General features: G+C 70.1%; 14 protein-coding genes. 6 read left to right on the top strand and 8 right to left on the bottom strand.

Annotated elements, in window-relative coordinates; translation table 11 throughout:
* From ACFTZL_RS20365 to ACFTZL_RS20395, 7 genes are all read right to left on the bottom strand, one after another.
* Positions 1–1,383 (bottom strand): carboxylesterase/lipase family protein (locus ACFTZL_RS20365; RefSeq protein ID WP_382584516.1); only part of this gene is annotated, 1,383 nt, incomplete at its 3' end.
* 92 nt (positions 1,384–1,475) lie between these two features.
* Positions 1,476–2,723, bottom strand: a complete 1,248-nt coding sequence (locus ACFTZL_RS20370) for an alginate lyase family protein (protein WP_382584519.1) — start codon at positions 2,721–2,723, stop codon at positions 1,476–1,478.
* Positions 2,724–2,750: 27 nt separating this feature from the next.
* Positions 2,751–6,095 carry an alginate lyase family protein gene (locus ACFTZL_RS20375; protein WP_382584522.1) on the bottom strand — a complete coding sequence of 1,115 codons (3,345 nt, stop codon included), beginning with the start codon at positions 6,093–6,095 and terminating at the stop codon, positions 2,751–2,753.
* Positions 6,092–7,612: a glycosyl hydrolase family 28 protein gene (locus ACFTZL_RS20380; RefSeq protein ID WP_382584525.1), complete on the bottom strand. Its 1,521-nt coding sequence runs from the start codon at positions 7,610–7,612 to the stop codon at positions 6,092–6,094. Before ACFTZL_RS20380 ends, ACFTZL_RS20375 begins: the two co-directional genes overlap by 4 nt.
* Positions 7,613–7,653: 41 nt before the next feature.
* Positions 7,654–8,517, bottom strand: a complete 864-nt coding sequence (locus ACFTZL_RS20385) for a carbohydrate ABC transporter permease (RefSeq protein ID WP_382584527.1) — start codon at positions 8,515–8,517, stop codon at positions 7,654–7,656.
* Positions 8,514–9,509: a carbohydrate ABC transporter permease gene (locus tag ACFTZL_RS20390; RefSeq protein ID WP_382584530.1), complete on the bottom strand. Its 996-nt coding sequence runs from the start codon at positions 9,507–9,509 to the stop codon at positions 8,514–8,516. Before ACFTZL_RS20390 ends, ACFTZL_RS20385 begins: the two co-directional genes overlap by 4 nt.
* Positions 9,506–10,855, bottom strand: a complete 1,350-nt coding sequence (locus ACFTZL_RS20395) for an extracellular solute-binding protein (protein WP_382584533.1) — start codon at positions 10,853–10,855, stop codon at positions 9,506–9,508. Before ACFTZL_RS20395 ends, ACFTZL_RS20390 begins: the two co-directional genes overlap by 4 nt.
* 605 nt (positions 10,856–11,460) lie before the next feature.
* Between ACFTZL_RS20395 and ACFTZL_RS20400 the strand changes: the two genes are divergently transcribed.
* On the top strand, positions 11,461–12,474 hold the full coding sequence (locus ACFTZL_RS20400; protein ID WP_382584536.1) for a hydroxyacid dehydrogenase: 1,014 nt from the start codon (positions 11,461–11,463) through the stop codon (positions 12,472–12,474).
* Between the two features lie 190 nt (positions 12,475–12,664).
* Here the strand turns inward: ACFTZL_RS20400 and ACFTZL_RS20405 are convergent, their stop codons facing one another.
* Positions 12,665–13,222: a hypothetical protein gene (locus tag ACFTZL_RS20405; RefSeq protein WP_382584538.1), complete on the bottom strand. Its 558-nt coding sequence runs from the start codon at positions 13,220–13,222 to the stop codon at positions 12,665–12,667.
* A gap of 320 nt (positions 13,223–13,542) precedes the next feature.
* On the opposite strand from ACFTZL_RS20405, the gene ACFTZL_RS20410 reads away from it, so the two are divergent.
* The 5 genes from ACFTZL_RS20410 (at position 13,543) to ACFTZL_RS20430 (ending at position 19,853) form a co-directional block, all read left to right on the top strand.
* The gene (locus ACFTZL_RS20410; RefSeq protein WP_382584541.1) at positions 13,543–14,631 is read left to right on the top strand and encodes a LacI family DNA-binding transcriptional regulator; all 1,089 of its coding nucleotides are present in this window, start codon (positions 13,543–13,545) and stop codon (positions 14,629–14,631) included.
* 378 nt (positions 14,632–15,009) lie between these two features.
* A complete protein-coding gene (locus ACFTZL_RS20415) occupies positions 15,010–16,347 on the top strand; it encodes an ABC transporter substrate-binding protein (RefSeq protein ID WP_382584544.1) in 1,338 nt (445 codons plus the stop codon).
* Positions 16,348–16,355: 8 nt separating this feature from the next.
* Positions 16,356–17,240 carry a carbohydrate ABC transporter permease gene (locus tag ACFTZL_RS20420; RefSeq protein WP_382584547.1) on the top strand — a complete coding sequence of 295 codons (885 nt, stop codon included), beginning with the start codon at positions 16,356–16,358 and terminating at the stop codon, positions 17,238–17,240.
* Positions 17,240–18,157, top strand: coding sequence for a carbohydrate ABC transporter permease (locus tag ACFTZL_RS20425; RefSeq protein ID WP_382584550.1), 918 nt, complete (start codon positions 17,240–17,242; stop codon positions 18,155–18,157). The genes ACFTZL_RS20420 and ACFTZL_RS20425 overlap by 1 nt, the downstream gene beginning before the upstream one ends.
* Before the next feature lie 91 nt (positions 18,158–18,248).
* A complete protein-coding gene (locus tag ACFTZL_RS20430; RefSeq protein ID WP_382584552.1) occupies positions 18,249–19,853 on the top strand; it encodes a glycoside hydrolase family 43 protein in 1,605 nt (534 codons plus the stop codon).
* Positions 19,854–20,105 lie beyond the last annotated feature (252 nt).

Consider the following 20,105-nt stretch of genomic DNA (forward strand, 5'->3'; position numbering starts at 1 on the left):
CGGATGGGCCTCGTCAGAGCGCTCCCAGCCCGGGTCGCCGTCCGTGGCGAAGCGCACCCACGCGGCGTGCATCGCGTCGGCCAGGTCCTGCGGGGCGCCCTCGCCGGCCAGTTTGCGGGACTCGGGGACCTCCCCGGTGTCGAAGACGAAACCGAGCTCCAGCGCGTGGCAGGCGCCGAGGCCGGGGAGGTTCGAGGGCCAGGCGAACTCGTAGAGGTACGAGGGTTCCGTCCGGGCGTCGGCCAGGTGGTGCAGGGGGATGCGGAGGAGGTGGTCGGTGACGAGCTGGCCGACGATGTCCGCCGTGCTCGCCTCGGGGTGCAGGGCGCGGTAGCCGCGCGGGACCTCGCTGCCGCAGTGGCAGCGGGCCATGGCACCGGCCAGGGCGACCGCTCCGAGGCGGTCGACGCGCTCCAGGAGGCCGCCCGGGACCAGCCACAGCCGGTACTCGTCCCGGGTCCAGCCCATCAGCAGCTCGGCCCCGGGGGCCGCGCCGCCCTCGGTAAGGGCCTCCAGCGGGTCGCGCGGGACGGTGTCGCCGTCGACGACGATGCCGAAGGCGGGGCCGCCGACGACCGGGCTGCTCAGCTTGCCCACCTCGGCCTGGGCGCTCAGCAGCAGGTCGCGGTCGACGGCGGCGAAGGCCTCGGCGGTGGCCGGGATCTTCAGCCGGGTGGCCATCCGGCGCACCATCCGCCGTACCTTGGCCCGCTCGGACGCCTCGGGCGGCCCGCTCTGCAGGACCGCCCGCCGGACCAGCCCCTGTGTCTGCGGGGCGGCGACGAGGGCTCCGATGCTGATCGCCCCGGCGGACTGGCCGGCGAGGGTGATGCGGCCGGGGTCGCCGCCGAAGGCCTCGATGGCCTCGTACACCCAGGTCAGGGCGGCTATCTGGTCGCGCAGGCCGGGGTTCGGGGGCGTGTCGGGGAACAGTCCGTAGCCCTCGACGCCCAGCCGGTAGTTGACCGAGACACAGACGACGCCGTCACGGGCGAAGGCATGGCCGTCGTAGACGGGTACTGCGGAGGACCCCCTGGTCAGGGCGCCGCCGTGCAGCCAGACGAGGACGGGGAGGCGGGCTCCGGGGGCCGGTTCGGGGGTCCAGACGTTGAGGTTGAGGCAGTCGTCGCCGGGCACGACCGGGTCGGACAGATAGTGGGCGAAGGCGCCGGAGTACGGGGGCTTGGGCGGGGTGGGGCCGAAGGCGCCGGCGTCCCGGACGCCGTCCCAGGGCGGGAGGGGGACGGGCGGGCGGAAGCGGCGGGGGCCGAAGGGGGGCGCCGCGTACGGGATGCCGCGGAAGACGGCGACTCCCCGCTCGTACCTGCCGCGTACGGCCCCGTACGGGCTCCTGACCACGGGATCCGTCTGGTCTGCCGTCATGCGCCCACCAGCCCTTCGCCGAGCTCGTGCACCGGTATCACCAGAGCACCACATCGCTCACGGGTATTCCGGTGCACGAGCCGGTTCGACGGCTATTTGGCGTACATCAGGGTGCCGAACCCGAGCTGGTCGTAGCCGCCGCTGTCGCTGCCGTAGTCACCCCCTCCGCCCTCGGGGGCGACGGAGAAGCACATCTGGGAGATGTACTTGTCGTCGAGGAGCAGGCGCCGGCCGTAGTGGTAGTGGAGCATCGCCCACACGGGGCGGACCTGGCCGCGCGACCCGGCGCCGGGCACGGTCTGCGACTGCGGGGAGCAGTTCTGGCCGCTGCCCCAGTTGTAGGTGGTGAAGGGCACGTCCATGTCGAGGTTGTACTTGGCGACGTACTGGGCGGCCTTCATGAAGCGGCGGCCGTCGTACGAGTAGAGGTCCTCGCCCTGGTTCCAGGCCATCTCGCACAGGGCGCCCATCTGGCCCATGCCCATGACGGTGTGGCCCTGGTCGCGGCCGGACTCCTGCCACTGGCCGAGGTCGTAGCCCTCGACGTTGCCGTACAGGAACGGGACGGCGTTCTTGATGGAGCCGTTTCCGGCGCCGTTCTTGAAGTAGTCGACGGCCTGGTCGTACTTGGCGCCGTCGTTGTTGAGGATGCCGATGGCCAGGACGGAGGCCATGTTGCACAGGTCCCAGTTGGCCCAGTAGTTGGTGATGCAGGCGTCGTTGTGGCCGGTCAGGAACTGGTTGTTGAGCGGGTAGAAGACCTTGACCATCATCTCCTGGAAGGCGGCGAGGTCGAACGCGCTGTAGTCCCGCATGAGTTCGGCCGCGTTGGCGAACTGCCAGCCGTAGAGGCCGGCGGCGAGGAACCGGTCGGCGTTTCCGGTGACCGTCGTCAGCGTGGTCGCCCAGGCGTTGAGGATCCGGGCGGCGCACTGGGCGTTGGCCTCGGTGCCGCCGACCCTCCAGCGCAGCGCGTTCTGGTAGGCGGCCGCGATGTCGTTGTAGAGGAGGCCGTAGTTCTGTCCGGTGCCGCCGCGGATGATCGTCGCGGTGGCCCGGGGGCTCCAGGTGGACTGGGAGTGCGAGTTGGCGGTCAGCCTGTTCCAGCCGGACAGCCAGGGGTCGGTGCCCGCGGCGACCCTGACCTTGGCGCGGTTGATGTCGCCGGCGTTGTGGAGCATGCCGGGGTGGGTGAAGGTGCCGGGGGCGGCGTCCGCCGTGGTGGCGGTGGCAGTGGCGCCGAGGGCGAGGGCCGCGGTGAGGCCGCCGGCGGTCTTGAGCAGACCGCGGCGGCTCACCTGGCCGCCCTCGTGGTGCGTGTGGGGGGATGTGCGGCTCATGTGGGGGCTTCTCCCATCGGTGGAGTGCTACATGGGGGTGATGCTCACCTCGTCGAACTCGGTGGTGCTGCGGGCCAGGGGGTCGCGGGAGCAGACCACGAGGCCCACGTAGTAGGGGGCGTCACCGAAGCCGGGGAGGTCTCCCTCGGCGAGGGGGGTGAAGGTGGCGCCGCCGTCGGTCGAGGCGGATGCGGTGAAGTGCGTCCCGGTGCGCTTCAGCCGCAGCAGGCAGGGGGCGGTGACCGCCGCGTTGCCCGTGAAGGTGGATTTTCCGGCGACGGTCGGGCGCAGCATCAGCTGGGCGCTCGTGCCGCCGGTGACGATCGCCCCGGCCGCCTGGTCGAACGGCGACAGGGACTTGGCCATCAGCAGGCCGACCCGGTCGCCGCCGGCTCCGGCGCGGGAGACCAGGCGGACGGTGACCTCGCAGTCACCGCTGACGGGCCGTCGTACGAACTGACCTGTCATGCCCTGGTTGTTGACGGTGAGGTCGGTCCCGGCGCCCCGCACCACGAAGGTCCCGTCCTCGTGGGCGGTGGAGCCGGGGGTCCGGACGGCGACCACGCCGAGGGTGCTGTAGGCGCGGTCGTCGAGGACGACATCGCCCAGGTCGCCGTAGCTCCAGGGCTCGGGCGGCGGGGTGCCGACCGTGACGGTGAGCGTGCCGGTGGTGTCTCCGGCGGCGTTGCCCGCGGTGGTGGTGACCGTGAACGCGCCGGTCCGGGTGGGGGTTCCGGAGATCAGGCCGGTGCGCCGGTCGACGCGCAGGCCGTCGGGGAGTCCCTTCGCGGCGAACCGGATCGGCTCGTGCGAGGCGCGCAGGAGGTGCTGGAAGGGAACGCCCTTGTTCGCGAACGCCGCCGTGGGTGAGGTGAGTCGGGGCACGGACGGCGTCGGCATCGCGGCCTTCGCCGCGTCCGACAGGGGGCCGCGCCCGGAGCTGTTCGTCTTCGCGACGGCGTAGTGGTACGTCGTGCCGGGCTTGCCGGTGGCGTCGGCGTACCGAACGCGGGTGCCGAAGCCGACGGGGCCGATGCCGGTCGCGATCGTCTCGAACGGGCCTTTGGCGGAGGTGGAGCGCAGCACCTTGTAGCGCGCCGAGAGGTCCGGATCGGTCCAGGCCAGCTCGACCGCGTCGGCGCCCGCGACGGCCCGCAGGTCACCGGCGGCCCGGACCGGGCGGGGCACGGACCAGATGTCAGCGCCCGTGCGGGAGGTGATGCTGACGTTGTCGAAGGCTCCGGTGCCGGTGTCGGCGTAGTCGGCGTCGACGCCGAGGCAGGAGGTGAGGGTGAGACCGACATGGACCGTCTTGCCCAATCGGACCTCGCTGGAGCCGACTTCGGTCCAGTGGATGCCGTCCGGGGAGATGGCGCCGGTGCAGCGGTCGCCCCGGCGGGTCACGCGGACCCAGTACGGCATGCGCAGCCGGTAGCCGTCGCCCGCGCCCTCGACGTACGGGGCCTGGAGCGGGGTCGCCGACTCGGGCAGTTCGCCGAGGGAGGAGATCGGGAAGGCGGCGCCGGTCGTGATCGTCTGCTGCTGGGACGGTGGCACGGGCGTACTGCCGGTGCCCTTGATCCCGGCCCCCGCCTTCGGCCGTACGCTCCACACTCCGCTCCAGGTGTGCAGCGGCAGGCCCTGGATCACCATGGCGGCATGGGCCGCGTCCGCGTCCAGGCCGGCCCGTACGGTGACGCCGATCCTGGAGTACTGGGAGCTGAGCGGCCACACGATCCGCGCGGTGATGGTGCCGTCGCCGCGCAGCGGCAGGTGGGCCAGGCGGTGGGTGTCGGCGGTGCCGGAGGCCTCCAGCACGAACCGCTCGCCGTCGAAGACCGCCGAGCCGGGGATCCTGACGTCGCCGATGTCCCGGGTGGACCAGGGGGCGGGGAGGCCGGGTACCGCGGACGCCCAGGCGGAACTGCCGCTCCGGCCACGGGAGTTGACGGCGACCACGGTGTAGTACGAGGTGCGCCCCGGGCGGGTCCGGCGGTCGGTGTACGTCGCCTTGTCGACACCGGTGGCGATCTTCTCGTACGTCCCGTCCGCGCTGCTCGCCCGCAGCACGGTGTACGACTCCGCCCACGCCGAGGGCAGCCAGGCCACGGTGACGGACCTGTCGTCGCCGACCGCGGTGACACCGGCCGGGGCGGTGGGCACGGACGGGGCAGGGGCCTTCGTACCGGCGAAGGTGAGGGTGCCCCAGCCGGGCAGGTCGTCGTTGCCGCCCTCGACCACGCGAGCACCGTCGGCGTCCCGGAAGACGGCCGCCTTGGTGTACGGGGTGTCGAGGCCGCGGACCCCGGCGTAGTGCGCGTACGCCATCTCATAGAGGGGCGGCAGGGTGCCGCGTCCGACGGCCGAGACCGAGGTCTTGATGTACTTGCCGGTGCGGTCCAGGTCGGGGACGAACGGGACGTCGCCGCCGAGGTTGTAGCGGGCGGCGTACTCGACGTTCTTCAGCAGCCGGTCGTCGTCGAAGGCGTACAGGTCGACGCCCTGGTTCCAGGCGACCTGCGCGGCGTCCGCGAGCAGGCCGACGGCGAGTTGCTCGTGGCCCTGATCACGGCCGGACTCCTGGCCCTGTCCCGCGTCGGTGACGATGCGGTGCGGGACGCTGCCGTTGCCCGCGCCGGCGGCGGCGAAGCGCAGGGCGTCCTCGAAGAGGGTCGGCTCCTCGCAGAACACGCCGATGGCCAGGATGGACTGGACGGAGGTGAGGTCCCAGTTGCCGTTGGCGTAGAGCATGTAGCCGGAGATCGCCGGATACCAGACGCGCAGGAAGGACTCCTCGCAGCGGGCGATGTCCTCCTGCGCCCAGCCGTCGTAGCCTCTGTGCCGCAGCAGTTCGGCCGCGTTGACGAACTTGAAGGCCTGGAGGCCCGCGCCGAGCGGACCGTCGGCGCCGGTGACGGCGGTGAGGGACGCCGACCAGGCGTTGAGGATGTCCCGGGCCTTGTCGGCGTAGGCGCGCTCTTCTGTGATGCACCACATCAGCGCGGTCTGGTAGGCGGCGGCCGAGTCGGCGACGGCCTGGTTCTGGAAGTTGGTGGGGCCCCGGCCCCAGGAGGTGATCTGGCCGGTGTTCTGGACGGTGTACGTCGACTTGGAGCGCGCGTGGGCGGAAAAGGCGAGGTAACCGTCGTGGACCGGTGTTTCCTTCGCGGCGACCGCCGTCTTCATCCGGGCCAGGTCGTCGGCGCTGTGCAGCAGTCCGGGGTGCGTGAACGTCCGGGGGCCGGCCGTGGCGGCCCGGGCGGTGCCGGGCGCGAGCAGGCCGCTCGCCCCGGACACCAGCAGCAGGGCGGCGGCACCGCCGAGGAAGCCCCGGCGGCTCGGTGCGATCGGTCTCGGGAGGCTGGTGCTCATGATGCGGCGGCCGCCTCGGCGGTGGTGAGGAACTTCAGGTTCAGCACGTGCTCGTTGGCGTGCATCGGGATGGTGTCGGTGGTGAGGTACCAGGTCGGCTTCTTCATTGAGTCGGCGATGACGGTGCCGTTGACGACGAGGTTCTCGAACGTGACGTCCTTGATGGCGTGCTTGGCGTCGTAGCCGAGCAGCAGGCAGGTGGCGAGCGGCTTGCCCGTGTAGGAGAGGTCCTTGACGTAGACGTTCTGGATGCCGCGGCCGACCGAGGTGTTGTACTTCGTGTTGTACATGATCCGCATGTGGATGAGCTGGCCCCAGCGGAAGTCCTCGACGCGGACGTTGTCGACCTTCACGTTCTTGATCAGGTTGCTGTCGCCCGGGTTGAGGGCGATGCAGCCCTGGTAGCCCATCTGGGGCTCGCGGTGGTCGCAGATGTCGAGGTTCTTGAAGGTGAGGTTCTTCAGCACCTCGGGGTTGTCGGTGTTGCCGTGCGTACCGACGTTGATGGGGTGCGCGACATCCGCCCACAGGGTGGAGTTGCGGACGGTGATGTTGCTCGTGTCGCCGTAGTACTCCCAGCGGTGGGTGTAGATGGCGATGCAGTCGTCGGAGTTGCGCATGAAGACGCCGTCGATGACGACGTTGCTGCTGCAGAAGACGTCGATGCCGTCGCCCCAGCCCTTGGAGCTGAAGGAGCCGAGGCCCTTGATGGTGACGCCGGTGGCCTCGCCGAGCTGGACGGCGTAGCCGTTCGGGTTGAGGACGGTGACGGCGCCGATGGAGATGTTCCGCGAGTTCTCCACGAGGGCACCGCCCGCCGCCGTCCCGGCGAGCACGCCGCGGCCGGCGATCCCGGCATGCTCCACGTTCCGGAAGACGACGGTCGCCTTGAGGACGGCGCCGCCGTCGAGGTACACGGTCTTGCCGGAGGGGACGTTCAGATAGCCGTCGGCGGTGGTGTGGACGCCGGGGCCGTAGTAGAGGACGTTCGGGTCGTCCTGCTTCGGGATCTTCTTCTCGATCGCGCGGGCGAACAGGTGGAGGACGTCGAAGATGTCGTCGTTGATCTGCACGACGACATTGCGCGGCTGGTCGAGCGTGAACCGCACGGTGTCGCCGCCCACTTCGGGCTTGATGCCGTAGGAGTCCGGTCTGACCCGGACCTTGGTGGTGCCGCCCTTGAGGTAGGTGACCTCGACCTCGACGGAGCCCTGGAAGTCGAAGTAAGCCAGCGACGAGTTGTAGATCTTGCTCGACCCCGTGGTCGGGTTGATCTCCCCCAGTTGGGGCCGCCAGATGTCCAGCGTCTGCCACTCGCCGTCGGGGGCGGTACGGACCCGCACCTTGAAACTGGTGTTGGTCGGCATGGCGGCCGGGCGGGGGTAGGTCACCAGCTTCGGCGCGGCGGCGGTGTCGGCGGCCTGGGCGCTCGTGGCCGTGAGGTGGGTGAGCCCGGCGGCGAGGACGGTGGCACCGGCCGCCTGGAGGGCGTCTCGGCGGGACAGGGACGGGGTCATGGTGAGCTCCTTGCGGATACGAAGACGGGGGACGGCCGAGGTCACTTCAGGCCGGTGGTGGACATGCCGGCGACGAAGCCGCGCTGGGCGATCAGGAAGATCAGCAGGATCGGCACGACGTACATCACGGAGGCCGCTGCCTGGAGGTTGGCCACGGGCGTTCCGGCCGAGGTGACGTAGGTGCTCATGACGGCGACGGCCAGCGTCGACTTGTCGGTGGACAGCAGCAACTGGGGGGCGATGTAGTCGCCCCAGGACCAGGTGAAGGCGATCACGAAGCTCGCGGACAGCACCGGCCAGGACTGCGGCAGGAAGATCCGCCAGAAGATGGTGCCGTAACCGCAGCCATCGACGATCGCGGCCTCCTCCAGCTCGCGGGGCAGACCGGCGAAGAACTGCCGGAAGAGGAAGACCAGATAGGGGGCGGCGGCCAGTCCCCAGAACACCCACGGCCAGTACGTGTCGACCATGCCGAGCTTCGCGAAGATCAGGTACGTCGGCAGCAGGGTGATCATCTGGGGCAGCATCATCGAGCCGATGAGGATGCCGAACAGCGTCTTCTTGCCGGGGGCGTCCAGGCGGGCGAAGCCGAAGCCGACCCAGGCCGAGCTGAGCGTGACGAGCGTGGCGTAGATCAGGGCGATGACCAGGGAGTTGCGGGCGTAGCCGAGGAAGTCGATCAGGTTGAAGGCGTCGGCGAAGTTGTGCCACTGGACGTGGGTGGGCAGCCAGTGCACGGGCGAGGCGGCCAGCTCCGCCGGGGTCTTCAGGCCGGACAGGATCAGCCAGCCGAACGGGCCGATGAACAGCCCGGTGAGGGCGACGAGGACCGTGTAGAGGACGAGGCGGTTGACGCGCACCCGCACCCGGGGCGCGGAGTTCGGGGGCAGGCTGGTGGCGGTCACTTCTTCGCCTCCGGGTCGACGTTGTAGAACACCACGCCGGACGTGAACCTGAAGATGAGTCCGGTCACGATGAGGATCAGAACGAAGAGCACCCACAGCAGTGCGGAGGCGTAGCCGTAGCGGCCGAGCGCGAAGTACTGCGAGAACACATGCATCATGTAGAGGTAGTTGGACTGCGGCAGCGCGGTGACGCCCGCGGTCGTGCCGTCCGGGGACAGCAGCAGCGGCATGATGGTCTGCACCGAGGCGATCACGCCGGTGACCGTCTGGAAGAGCAGGACGGGCGACAGCAGCGGCACGGTGATGCTGCGGAAGGTCCGCCAGGCGCTCGCCCCGTCGATACGGGCGGCCTCGTGCAGTTCGCGGGGCACGTCCTGGAGCCCGGCCAGCGAGATGATCATGACGTTTCCGGCGGCCCACAGCACGCTCATCAGCAGCACGTAGCGGGCGTAGGGGTCGGCGAGCCAGCCGAGCGCGTCGAAGCCGAAGAGGGTGATGACGCCGTTGGCGGCACCGGAGTTCTGGTCGAAGAGCGCCTTGAAGGTGAGGCCCACACCGACCGGCGGCACCACGGCCGGCAGATAGAGCAGGGTGCGGAACAGTCCGCGCGCCTTGATCGGCCGGTTGACCAGGACCGCGAGCCCGAGCCCGGCGATGATCGACAGCGGCACCGAGGTGAGGGCGAACAGGCCCGTGCGCCCCAGGGAGTTCCAGGTCTGCGGGTCGGAGAACAGCTCGGTGTAGTTGCCGAGCCCGACATAGCTCCAATGCGGCGAGATGCCGTCGTAGGTGGTGAAGCTCAGCCACAGCGCGTACGCCATCGGCACGACCGTCAGCAGCAGGAAACCGATGATCCAGGGCGAGGTGAACAGGTAGAAAGCGCGATGCCTGCGCGCCGTCATGGAGATCCGGGGCCGCTGGGCCGGTGTCGTGCGGTCGGCACGCGCGGCCGGGCCGGTCCGCCCCGTGACGGGTATCTGGTCGACCGTCATCCCACCTGCTCCTTACCGCGCTTCAGCTGCTCGTTCATGACCGAGTTCAGGCGGCCGGCCAGGGCATCGACGGAGATGCGGCCGTTCATCGCGGCCGGGGCCTCCTGGTTGAACAGTGCGTAGAGGGAGTCCGCCGTGGCGTAGGGGGTGTAGGCGATCACCGAGAAGTGCTTCAGCTCGGCGTTCTGCACCTTGAGCACCCGCTTCTGGTAGTCCTCCTGGGCGGGCATCAGCGGGCGCAGGGACTTCAGGGTGGGGATGCCCCAGCCGCCGGCGGCGCGGGCCTTGGCCGGTCCCTCGCCGAAGAACCACTCGAAGACCCGCCAGGCGGCGTCCTTGTTCTTCGCCTTCTTCGGCATCCACAGGCCGGTGCCCGCCTGGCAGGGGCTGACCCGCCGGCCGCCCTCGAACACCGGGGCCGGTGCGAGCCGGGCGTGCGGCGCCAGCTTCTTGTCGGAGTTGATCAGGCCGCCGAGCCAGTAGCCGGAGTTCGACATGGCCATGCGGTTCGCCTGGAAGGTGGGCCCGTCCCAGGCGTTGGGGTCGGGCTGGACGATGCTGGGGCCGACCCTGGCCCTGCCGTACTCGATGTACCAGTTCAGCGCCTTGCGGGCCTCGGGGGTGGTGAAGTCGACGCGGGAGAAGTCGTCGGTGAAGAGGCTGCCTCCGGCCGCCACCGTGAGGCTCGCCAGCAGGTTGGGCGTCAACACGCCGTTGTAGCTGCCGCCGAAGACGGTCGTCTGGCCGTTCTTGCGCCGCGTCAGCCGCTCGGCGTTCTCCAGCCACTCCTCGAAGGTGACCGGCTCGGTCTCCGGCGGGTAGTCGACATCCGCCTCGTCGAAGAGGGCCGTGTTGTACCAGAACATGGAGTCCTGGGAGAAGTCCTTCGCCATGCCGTAGCGGGGGCCCTTGCCCTGGGTGCGGCCGTCGAAGCGCCACAGGTCGTTGACCGGGTCCAGGTCGTCGACCTCGAGGACGCCGCTCCCGGCGAAGTAGGGGTCCAGGTCCTCCATGACGTCCCGCGCCGCGAAGTAGGGCGCGTCCGTGGCGCCTACACCGCGCACCAGATCGGGCGGGGCGCCGTTGGTCATCATCCCGATGAGCTTGGTGATGTCGTACCGCACCGTGACGATCTTGACGCCGATGTCCTTCTGGGCCTGTCTGACCAGCTCCGGGGAGAGGTCGTCGGGCTTGGCCATCAGCGTGACGGTCTCGCCGCCGCCGCTGACGCCGCTGGAGACCTGCATCGCGCAGCCGCTCAGCGTCGCCGCGCCGGTCGCGGCGCCCGCTGCCGAGAGGGCGAGGAATCGGCGGCGGCTCAGGGAAGCACCAGCACGTGGGTGCATGAACGCACACCTCCTTGCGTTTCCGGCGTGCTTAGCAACCGGTTGTTGTGCGTGGGGCAGAGCTTCTTCCGGTCGGCATGGCGCGTCAAGGGCCTTGACGAATTTTCGAAAAGACTGTGTAACCTCGGCGTCATCAGCTTGAGGGCGGGTCAGACCTGTTTTCGGTCGGCGTGATCAAGCCATTGGAGGGCGCCCCGACCGCCGTGACCAGGGACGTCCGCACGCTCGACTGGGCAACAACTCGGGAACCGGTTGCCGAACGGGTCGACCGGGCATCGAGACATCGACAGCGGGCCACTCAGGCTCCACCCACCCTCACCGAAACGGAAGTAATCGATTTCCACGGCCAGGTCTCGTGCCGCGCCGCACGGAGGGATCGCCACCCCGGCCCCATCACCCGACCGCACCCGCCCCCTCCCCCCACTCCACCGACCTCACCTGCCCTCGTCGCGCCACGACCTGCGCTCATCACGGGCGTTGCGCCGAACCGGCACCTTCCGCCGTCATCCCCGCCCTGCCGATTGACCGCCGCTTCCCGGCGGATCTACGGTAGAAGGCGCTTTCTGAAACTGTTTCCATCCCCCGCCCTCTGCTCCAGGAGAGTCATGCCCAGCCCTCAGCTGCCGCGGACCGTGTTCGCGATGGACCCGGTGCACCTCCCGCTGCTCTTCCCTCCGCCGCTGATGGAGCGACTGAGGCGCACGGCCGACATCGACCCCGGGTTGGTGGTGCGGGACTTCGCCGATCCGGCCGCGGCCGGTGCCCTGGCGTCCGCCGAGGTGCTGATCACCGGCTGGGGCTGCCCGCACCTGGACGCCGGTGTCCTCACGGCGGTCCCGAAGCTCGACGCCGTGCTGCACGCGGCCGGCTCCGTCCGCTCCCTGGTCGGCGAGGCCCTGTGGGACCGCGGGGTCACCGTCTCCAGCGCGGTGACGGGCAACGCCCTGCCCGTCGCGGAGTACACGCTCGCGATGATCCTGCTGGTGGGCAAGGACACCTTCGACCACCGGGAGCACTTCCGCCGTACCCATGCCTATCCGGGCCCCGCCGAGACCGCCGCGACCGGCAACCTCGGGCGCCGCGTCGGCGTCATCGGGGCGTCCCGTGTGGGCCGCCGGCTGCTGGAACTGCTGCGGCCGTTCGACCTCACCGTCCTGCTGCACGACCCGTATGTGAGCCCGGCCGAGGCCGCCGCGCTCGGTGCCGAGTCGCTGTCGCTGGAGGACCTGCTCAGACGCAGCGACATCGTGAGCCTGCACGCCCCCGACATCCCCGAGACCCACCACATGCTCGACCGCGACCGGCTCGCCCTGGTGCGGGACGGGGGCGTGCTCATCAACACCGCCCGGGGCGCGCTGGTCGACCACGAGGCGCTCACCGGCGAGCTGGTCTCGGGCCGGCTCAGCGCGGTCCTCGATGTCACCGACCCGGAACCGCTGCCCGCCGGCTCGCCGCTGTACCGGCTGCCCAACGTGTTCCTCACTCCGCACATCGCCGGCTCACTGGGCAACGAACTGGAGCGGCTCGGCCGCATCGTGGTGGAGGAACTGGAGCGCCTGGCGGCGGGCGTGCCGCCGGTCCACGAGGTGCGACGGTCGGATCTGGCACGGGTGGCGTGACGCCGTGGCGGGCTGGCGGTCCGGACTCATGGCCGGCCGGGCGGGACCGGCCTCTCTCCCCGGCGGACACGCCATGACAGGCGGGTCTTTCGGCGACGCGGCGCAGATCCCGCGTACGAACCGGCCGGGCGTCGACGGGCGGGCAGCCGGGCGACGAGGAAGGATCTCGACGTCGGCCGGCGAAGCAGCCTCAGTCCGGGGACGGCCTGGTCACTCCCAGGTCCTCACGCATCGCGGTGCGCATCCTGGACAGGTCCTGCCAGCCCTGCCTGATCGCATCCCGCACGCCCTCGATGTCGTCGCCTTCGCGTGTGGTGCCACGGGTCAGGCGGGCCAGGACGCCGTAGACGGAATTCACGTCGCTGTCGACCCGCTTCACCTCTGACAGCACGCTGTCCGGCACGATCATCTGGGCCTCGGCGTAGCGGCGACGGTAGTCCACGCGGGCCGCCTCGACCGCGGCCAGCGACTCCTGCGGGTCGTACCCGATGCGCAGGACGTGGGAGTGGTCGTTGAGGGTCGCCAGATAGTGGCGGGCGGCGGCGTTGAACTCCGTGTACGCCGCTCTGCGGGTCTCCCGGCCCGACTCCGTCAGCCGGGCGGCGATCTCGGCGCGGCGCGTCCCTTCGAGCCGTTCCCACTCCTCGCGGCGGGACACGTCCCCGCGGCGCTGGGTCAGCCACGCCGACCCCAGCGTGCCGCCCACGCCCACGACTGCCACCAGCAGGCCCGCCACAGCCGAGTCCATCGCGCCTCCCCCGTGCCGCCGGCGTTTCCGTACCGCCACTCAGTGTGCCTGCCGGAGGAACGCCGCCACAGACCGCGTCACGGCTCGGTGACCGGCGCCGTGAGAACGCGACGCGAGTCGTCACCGCACGGCGTGCGATTCCGGCACGCGTCATGCCGGGCAGGCGCGTTCAACCGCTGTCCACAGGCCCTCCGGCCCTTGAGTAACGATGGGATACGGTTTCCGCACGGCGTCGGCACGACCGCCGCAGTCGGCGCGGCCGGACCCGCCACCGGCCGGACGGCAACAGGCCGGACCACTACCGTGAAGGAGCCGCAAGGGTGAGTCAGCGCAAGGCGACGAGTGACGCCGGCCGGGCGACCATCCGCGACGTCGCGGAGCGCGCGGGCGTCTCCGTGGCCAGCGTCTCGCGGGTGCTGTCCGGCAACTACCCGGTGTCGGAGGAGCTGCGCCGCCGGGTGATGAAGGTGGTCCGGGACCTGGACTACGTCACCAACGCCCACGCCCGCTCCCTCGCCGGCGGCGGCACACCGACGGTGGCGATCCTCATCAACAACATCACCGGCGCCGCGTTCGCGCACGTCGCGAAGGGCGTCGAGGGCGCCGCCACACTGCGCGGCTGGCTCTCCCTGGTCGGCACGACCGGCGACGACCCGGAGCGCGAGCTGGCCCTGGTGAACCTCATGCGGCAGCAGGGCGTGGCCGCCGTGATCCTGCTCGGCGGCGCCTACGACTACGACGAGTACCAGCTGCGCATGGCCCGCTTCGCCCGTTCCCTGGACGCGGCCGGCTCGCACCTGGTCCTGGTGGGCAGGCCCCCGCTGGAGGGCGACGTCCCGGCGACCACGGTCGACTACGACAACGAGGGCGGCGCCTACGCGATGGCCAGCCACCTGCTGTCGGCCGGCCACCGACGCGTCCTCGTCCTGCCCGGGCATGCCGAACTGACCACCGCCCAGGGCAGGTTGAAGGGAGCACAGCGGGCCTTCGAGGCGTACGGCGTGCCCTTCGACCCGGGCATGGTCCGGCACGGCCCGTACGACTACGAGCACGGCTACGAGGCGGTCCAGGCGGCCCTGCACGACACACCGGACTTCACCGCGGTGCTCGCCGGGACGGACGTGGTCGCCGCGGGCGCCGCGCAGGCCCTGCGCGCGGCGGGCCTGCGGGTACCCGAGGACGTCTCGATCGTCGGCTACGACGACATCCCGCTCGCCTCCCAGCTCACACCCCAACTGACCACCGTGCACGTGCCGTACGAGGAGATGGGCCGGGTCGCGCTGCGCGCGGTGGCCGACCGGCGCGAGGGCGGCGCGGGCCGCCGCAAGAGCGCCGACGGCGACCATCTGGTGCTGGGCACGCATGTCGTGGTCCGCAACTCGGTGCGGCCGCCGGCGACACGCGTCTGACGCTGAGCCCTGCGTTACGTAACCGTTTTCCAGAGACTTTACGGCCCCTCACGGGGAGCGTCGACGTGCCCGCCGCGTTGCGGACCGGCGCTCCTGCCAGCGCTTTGACCTGTACGTATACCGAGCCCGACGCGAGGGCGCGCCGTACGCCGGGCGGCAACCCGCCGGACAATCCGCCGTAACAAATTGACGCGCACCTCTTGATCTGAGCGGATCCGTCCGCCTACCGTCCCAGCAACCGCTTACTACAGCTTCTGCTTGGCCGACCCCCCGCAACCGCGAGCCGACGGTTTTCCGGCCGCCGTTCCCGGCCGGCACCACCGAGCCGCCGCCATCCTCTCGTTCTGAGAACGTCCTATTCCGAAGGATCACGGTCAGATGAACTTCACCAGCCCCCGGAGAAGGTTCGCCTCCGCCGCTGTCGCGGGCATCGCGCTGACAGGTCTGCTCTCCGCCTGTGGCGGATCCGGCTCGGGCGACGACGCCGCGTCGAAGTCCGGTCCGGTCACCCTCCCCTTCTGGGGCTGGGCCAACGGCCAGGAGGCGGTCGTCAAGGCGTTCAACGCCTCGCACAAGGACATCCGGCTGAAGTACACGAAGGTCACCGACCAGCTCACCATGCAGAAGCAGCTCACCAACGCGGTGAAGGCCGGCAACGCCCCCTGCCTGGTGCAGAACACCGCCGAGTACGTGACCAGCTGGGTGTCGCAGGACGCGCTCGCCGACATCACGCAGTACGTGGAGGGCGAGAAGGACAAGTTCAACACCGGTGCCTGGGCGAGCGCGCAGGTGCAGGGCAAGCTCTACGGCGTTCCCACCAGCTCGGCGCCCCAGTTCACGATCTACCGCACCGACATCTTCGAGAAGTACGGTCTGAAGCCCCCGGCCACCTGGGACGACTTCATCGCCGCGGGCAAGGTGCTGGAGAAGCACGGCATCAAGATCACCAACTACGCCGGTGAGGACCCGAGCACCCTGGAGGTGCTCGCGATGCAGGCCGGGGCGCACTGGTACGCGATCGACGGCAACGCCTGGAAGGTGGACTTCCAGGACGAGGGCACCCTCAAGGCCGCGAAGGTGATCCAGGAGATCATCGACAACGACCTGAACGCCAAGCTGTCCTTCGCCGACTACGCGGCCGTGCAGCGCAGCTACGACACCGGCGCCACCGCGACCCGGCAGATCTCCACCTGGCAGATGGCCGGCATGGTGCAGAACTTCACCAAGTCCTTCGGCGACTGGGCCCTGGCGCCCTGGCCGACATACAAGGGCGAGGCGGCCAAGACGCCGGCCGGTACGAATCTGACCGGCAGCGTGACCCTGGTGACCAAGCAGTGCGAGAACCAGGAGCAGGCGGCGAAGGCGGCGCTGTGGATGTCCACGAACCAGGACGCGGTCAAGACCATGGCGAGCCCGGAGACCGGCAACGGCGTGATGCCGGCGCTCGAGGACAGCGGCTCCTACGTCGGTGAGTCGATCTCGCAGAAGCTGCTCGGCAAGAACTACCAGCCGGCGCAGAAGGTCGTGACGGACAGTCTGGGCACGGTCACCACCGACTGGACCTACGGGCCCAACTGGACCGCGATGTTCACGGAGTTGCAGGCGGGGTGGGCCAAGGTGGTCAACAAGCAGGAGAAGGTCACCGACCTGCTCGCGCACATGCAGGAGTGGACGGTCAAGGACCTGAAGTCCCGCGGTATCAGCGTCAAGGGCTGAGGCATTCGATGATTCGCTCCCTGCGCTGGAAGGGTGCCGCGTTCACGGTGCCCTTCCAGCTCGGCTTCGTCTTCCTGTATCTGCTCCCGATCGGCTACGCCGCCTACGAGTCGCTGTTCACGGAGAAGCAGTCCGGGCTCGGCCTCGGCGGCGCGACGACGGAGTTCGTCGGGCTCGACAACTACGAACAGGGCCTGACCGACTCGGCGTTCATGAACTCCATCCTGCGGGTGGTGCTCTTCGCCTGTGTCCAGATCCCGTTCATGCTGCTGGTCAGCCTGCTGCTGGCGTTGTTCCTGGACGCGATCGCCTCCAGGGCGGCGAGCCGGTTCCGGATCCTGCTGCTGGTGCCGTACATGATCCCCGGCGTGGTCGCGGCGATCGTGTGGGTCAACCTCTACAGCCCGGACGTCGGTCCGCTCACCCCGATCGGCAAGGCCCTCGGCCTCGACTGGAACTTCTTCGCGCCGTCGATGGTGTGGCCGTCCATCGGCAACCTGCTGACCTGGCACGGCATCGGCTACAACATGGTGATCATCTACTCGGCACTGCAGGGCGTGCCGCGTGAGCTGTTCGAGGCGGCCCGGCTGGACGGTGCCTCCGAGCTGCGGATCGCGCGCAGCATCAAGATTCCGTTCGTGCGCGGGGCGCTGGTCCTGACCGGTCTGCTGTCGATCATCCAGATGCTGCAGATCTTCAACGAGCCGGCGCTGTTCCGGAACATCACTCCGCAGACGGTCAGCGACAGCTTCACCCCGATCATGATCATCTACAACCAGGCGTTCAACGCGGGCGACTACAACTACGCGGCCGCCCTGTCCGTGCTCCTCGCCCTGATCCTGGGCATCGCCTCCTTCCTCTTCTACCGGCTCACCTCGAAGGAGGCCGACTGATGGTGCTGACCGAGCAGACCGCCACCGAACGGCCCGAAGTCCGCGGCGTCCGGCGCCTGTCCCGTCCGGATCCGGCCTCGCGCGGGCGGGGCGGTCAGCGCTTCCTCCTCGTCGGGCTGGTACTGGCCAGTGCCTACAGCCTGTTCCCGGTGTGGTGGCTGATGGTCGCCGCAACGAAGGACCGTACGGCGCTGTACCAGAGCAACGGCCTGTGGTTCTCGGGCTGGCATCTGTGGGACAACCTGCACCAGGTGTTCACCTACCAGGACGGCATCTTCCTGCGGTGGACGGCCAACTCGTTGCTGTACGCCGGGGTCGGCTCCCTCGGCGGCACGCTGATCGCTCTCGCAACCGGTTACGGACTGGCCCGCTTCGACTTCCCGGGCCGTAACGCGATCTTCGCGTGTGTCGTGGGCTCGTTCCTGATCCCGATCGCGCTGCTCACGCTCCCGCTGTATCTGCTGTTCTCGTCGATCGGCATGGTGGACACCCCCTGGGCGATGCTGATCCCCTGCCTGATCAACCCGTTCAGCGTGTATCTGGCCAAGGTGTACACCGAGGCCACGATCCCCTACGAGCTGCTGGAGGCGGCCCGGATCGACGGCGCCGGCGAGCTGCGGATCTTCTTCAGCATCGTGCTGCGGATGATGACGACGGGCGGCGCGACGGTGTTCCTGCTGGCCTTCGTGAACACCTGGAACGCCTTCTTCCTCCCGCTGACCGTGCTGCGCGGCAAGGAGAACTGGACGCTCAACCTCGGCCTCTACAACTGGACCGGCACCCGGCTGGAGTCCGGCATCGACCTGACCGGTCTGGTGCTGACCGGCGCGCTGCTGTCCATCGTGCCGATGGCGATCATGATGGTCGCGATGCGCCGCTACTGGCGGACGGGCGTGACGCTCGGCGCTCTCAAGTGATCCCGGCCGTCCTTCTTCCCTGACTCCTGGGGGCCGTGGGTGACCTGACTCCCCGCGGCCCCCGGGCGCCCAACTCCCCGGGAGTCCCCGCGTGACCGTCCTGCACAACCCCGTCCTCCGCGGCTTCGCGCCCGACCCCTCGCTGGCCCGGGTCGGCGACTGGTACTACGTGGCGACCAGTTCCTTCGAGTGGTTCCCGACCATCCCGGTCCACCGCTCACGGGACCTGGCCCACTGGGAGTACGCGGGGCATGTCGAGGGCGCGGCTCCCGGGGGTTCGCTGGCCGGGGTGCCCGACTCGGGCGGCATCTGGGCTCCGTCGCTGAGCTGGGACGGGGAGCGGTTCTGGGTGACGTACACCGTCGTGCGGTCGGTCGGCACGCCGTACTTCGATCTCGACACGTACGTCTCGACGGCCACCGAGGTGGGCGGCGAGTGGAGCGCCCCGCGCCGGGTCGTGAGCCATGGCTTCGATCCGGCGCTGTTCCACGAGGACGGCCGGCTGTGGCTGCTGAACCTGCAGAACGACCATCGGCCGGGAGGGCGGCGGTTCGCGGGGATCGTCGTCACGGAGCTGGACCGGGACACGTTGCGCCCCGTCGGCCGGACGCAGTTGCTGCTCCAGCACGACCGGCTGATCGAGGGGCCGAAGCTGCTGCGGCGCGACGGCTGGTACTACCTGGTGCTCGCGGAGGGCGGCACGGGCTGGGAACACGGGGTGCGGGTGGCCCGCAGCCGGGAGCTGACCGGGCCGTACGCACTCGACGACCGGCCGCTGCTGACGACGCGGGACGACGAGAGCGTGCCGTTGCAGAAGGCCGGGCACGGCGAGCTGTTCGAGACCCCGGACGGGCAGTGGCTGCTCAGTCATCTGACGGCCCGTCCGCTGCAGACGCCGCAGGGCCGTCGCTGCACGCTCGGCCGGGAGACCGCGATCCAGGCGGTGACCTGGGACGCGGAGGGCTGGCCCCGGCTGCGGCAGGGCGGTTGGCACCCGGCGGTGGACGTCGACGTGCCGACCCGGCCGCACCCGCTGCCTCCTCGCACCGCCATGCCCGAGGGGTTGTCCTGGCCGTGGAGCACCCCGCGCGAGGCGCCGGACGCGTCCTGGGCCGACACGACGGCACGCCCGGGCTGGATCCGGCTGCGCGGCCGGCATGGCCCCGAGTCCCGCTGGGCGGCCAGCCTGCTGGCCCAGCGCGTCACCGAGCACCGCGCGGAGGCCGAAGTCACCGTCGAGGCACGGCCGGTGACCTTCACCCAGGCCGCCGGGCTGGTGCTCTGGTACAGCGCCGAGGCGTATCTCAGCCTGGACCTGACCTGGGCGGAGCCCGAGGACGAGCCGCAGCGCGGACAGCAGTGGCGGGGTGTGCCCGGGAGGGGTGGCCGTACGGTGCTCGGGCTCGTGGAGCGGGATGAGGACGGTGCGCGACAAGTCACGGTGGTGGACGTGCCGGTGGAGGCACCGGTGACGCTGGGAGTGACGGTCGAGGGGGCCGAAGCCCGGTTCTGGTACGTACGGGACGGGGTGCGCACGGCGGTCGGACCGGCCCTGGACTTCAGCCGGCTGTCCGACGACCACGGCTCGCGGCTGCGCTTCACCGGTGCGATGGCGGGCATCCACGCCCGGGACCTCGTCGACGCGGCGTTCACGGCGGACTTCACGGGGTTCCGGCTGACCTGCGTATCCGGCTGAGGGCGTTGGCGCGTTCGGGGTTTCGAAAACCGATGCTCGATCCTGCTCGGAACTGCTTCCTATCGAGCACGTATTGACATGTAACCGTCGAAGCCCGCAGAGTCATGCCCCGAAAGTCCCGACAGTGCCCCGGCAGTGATGCGAGCCACCTCACCGAGGAGTGTTGCCGTCATGTCCGAAACCCCCGCTGTCTCACGCCGACTGCTGCTGGGCGGAGCCGTCGCCACCGGCGCGCTCGCGGCCGGGATGACC

Origin of the sequence: Streptomyces sp. NPDC056948, assembly GCF_042674225.1 — a bacterium.
GTDB lineage: Bacteria > Actinomycetota > Actinomycetes > Streptomycetales > Streptomycetaceae > Streptomyces > Streptomyces purpurascens.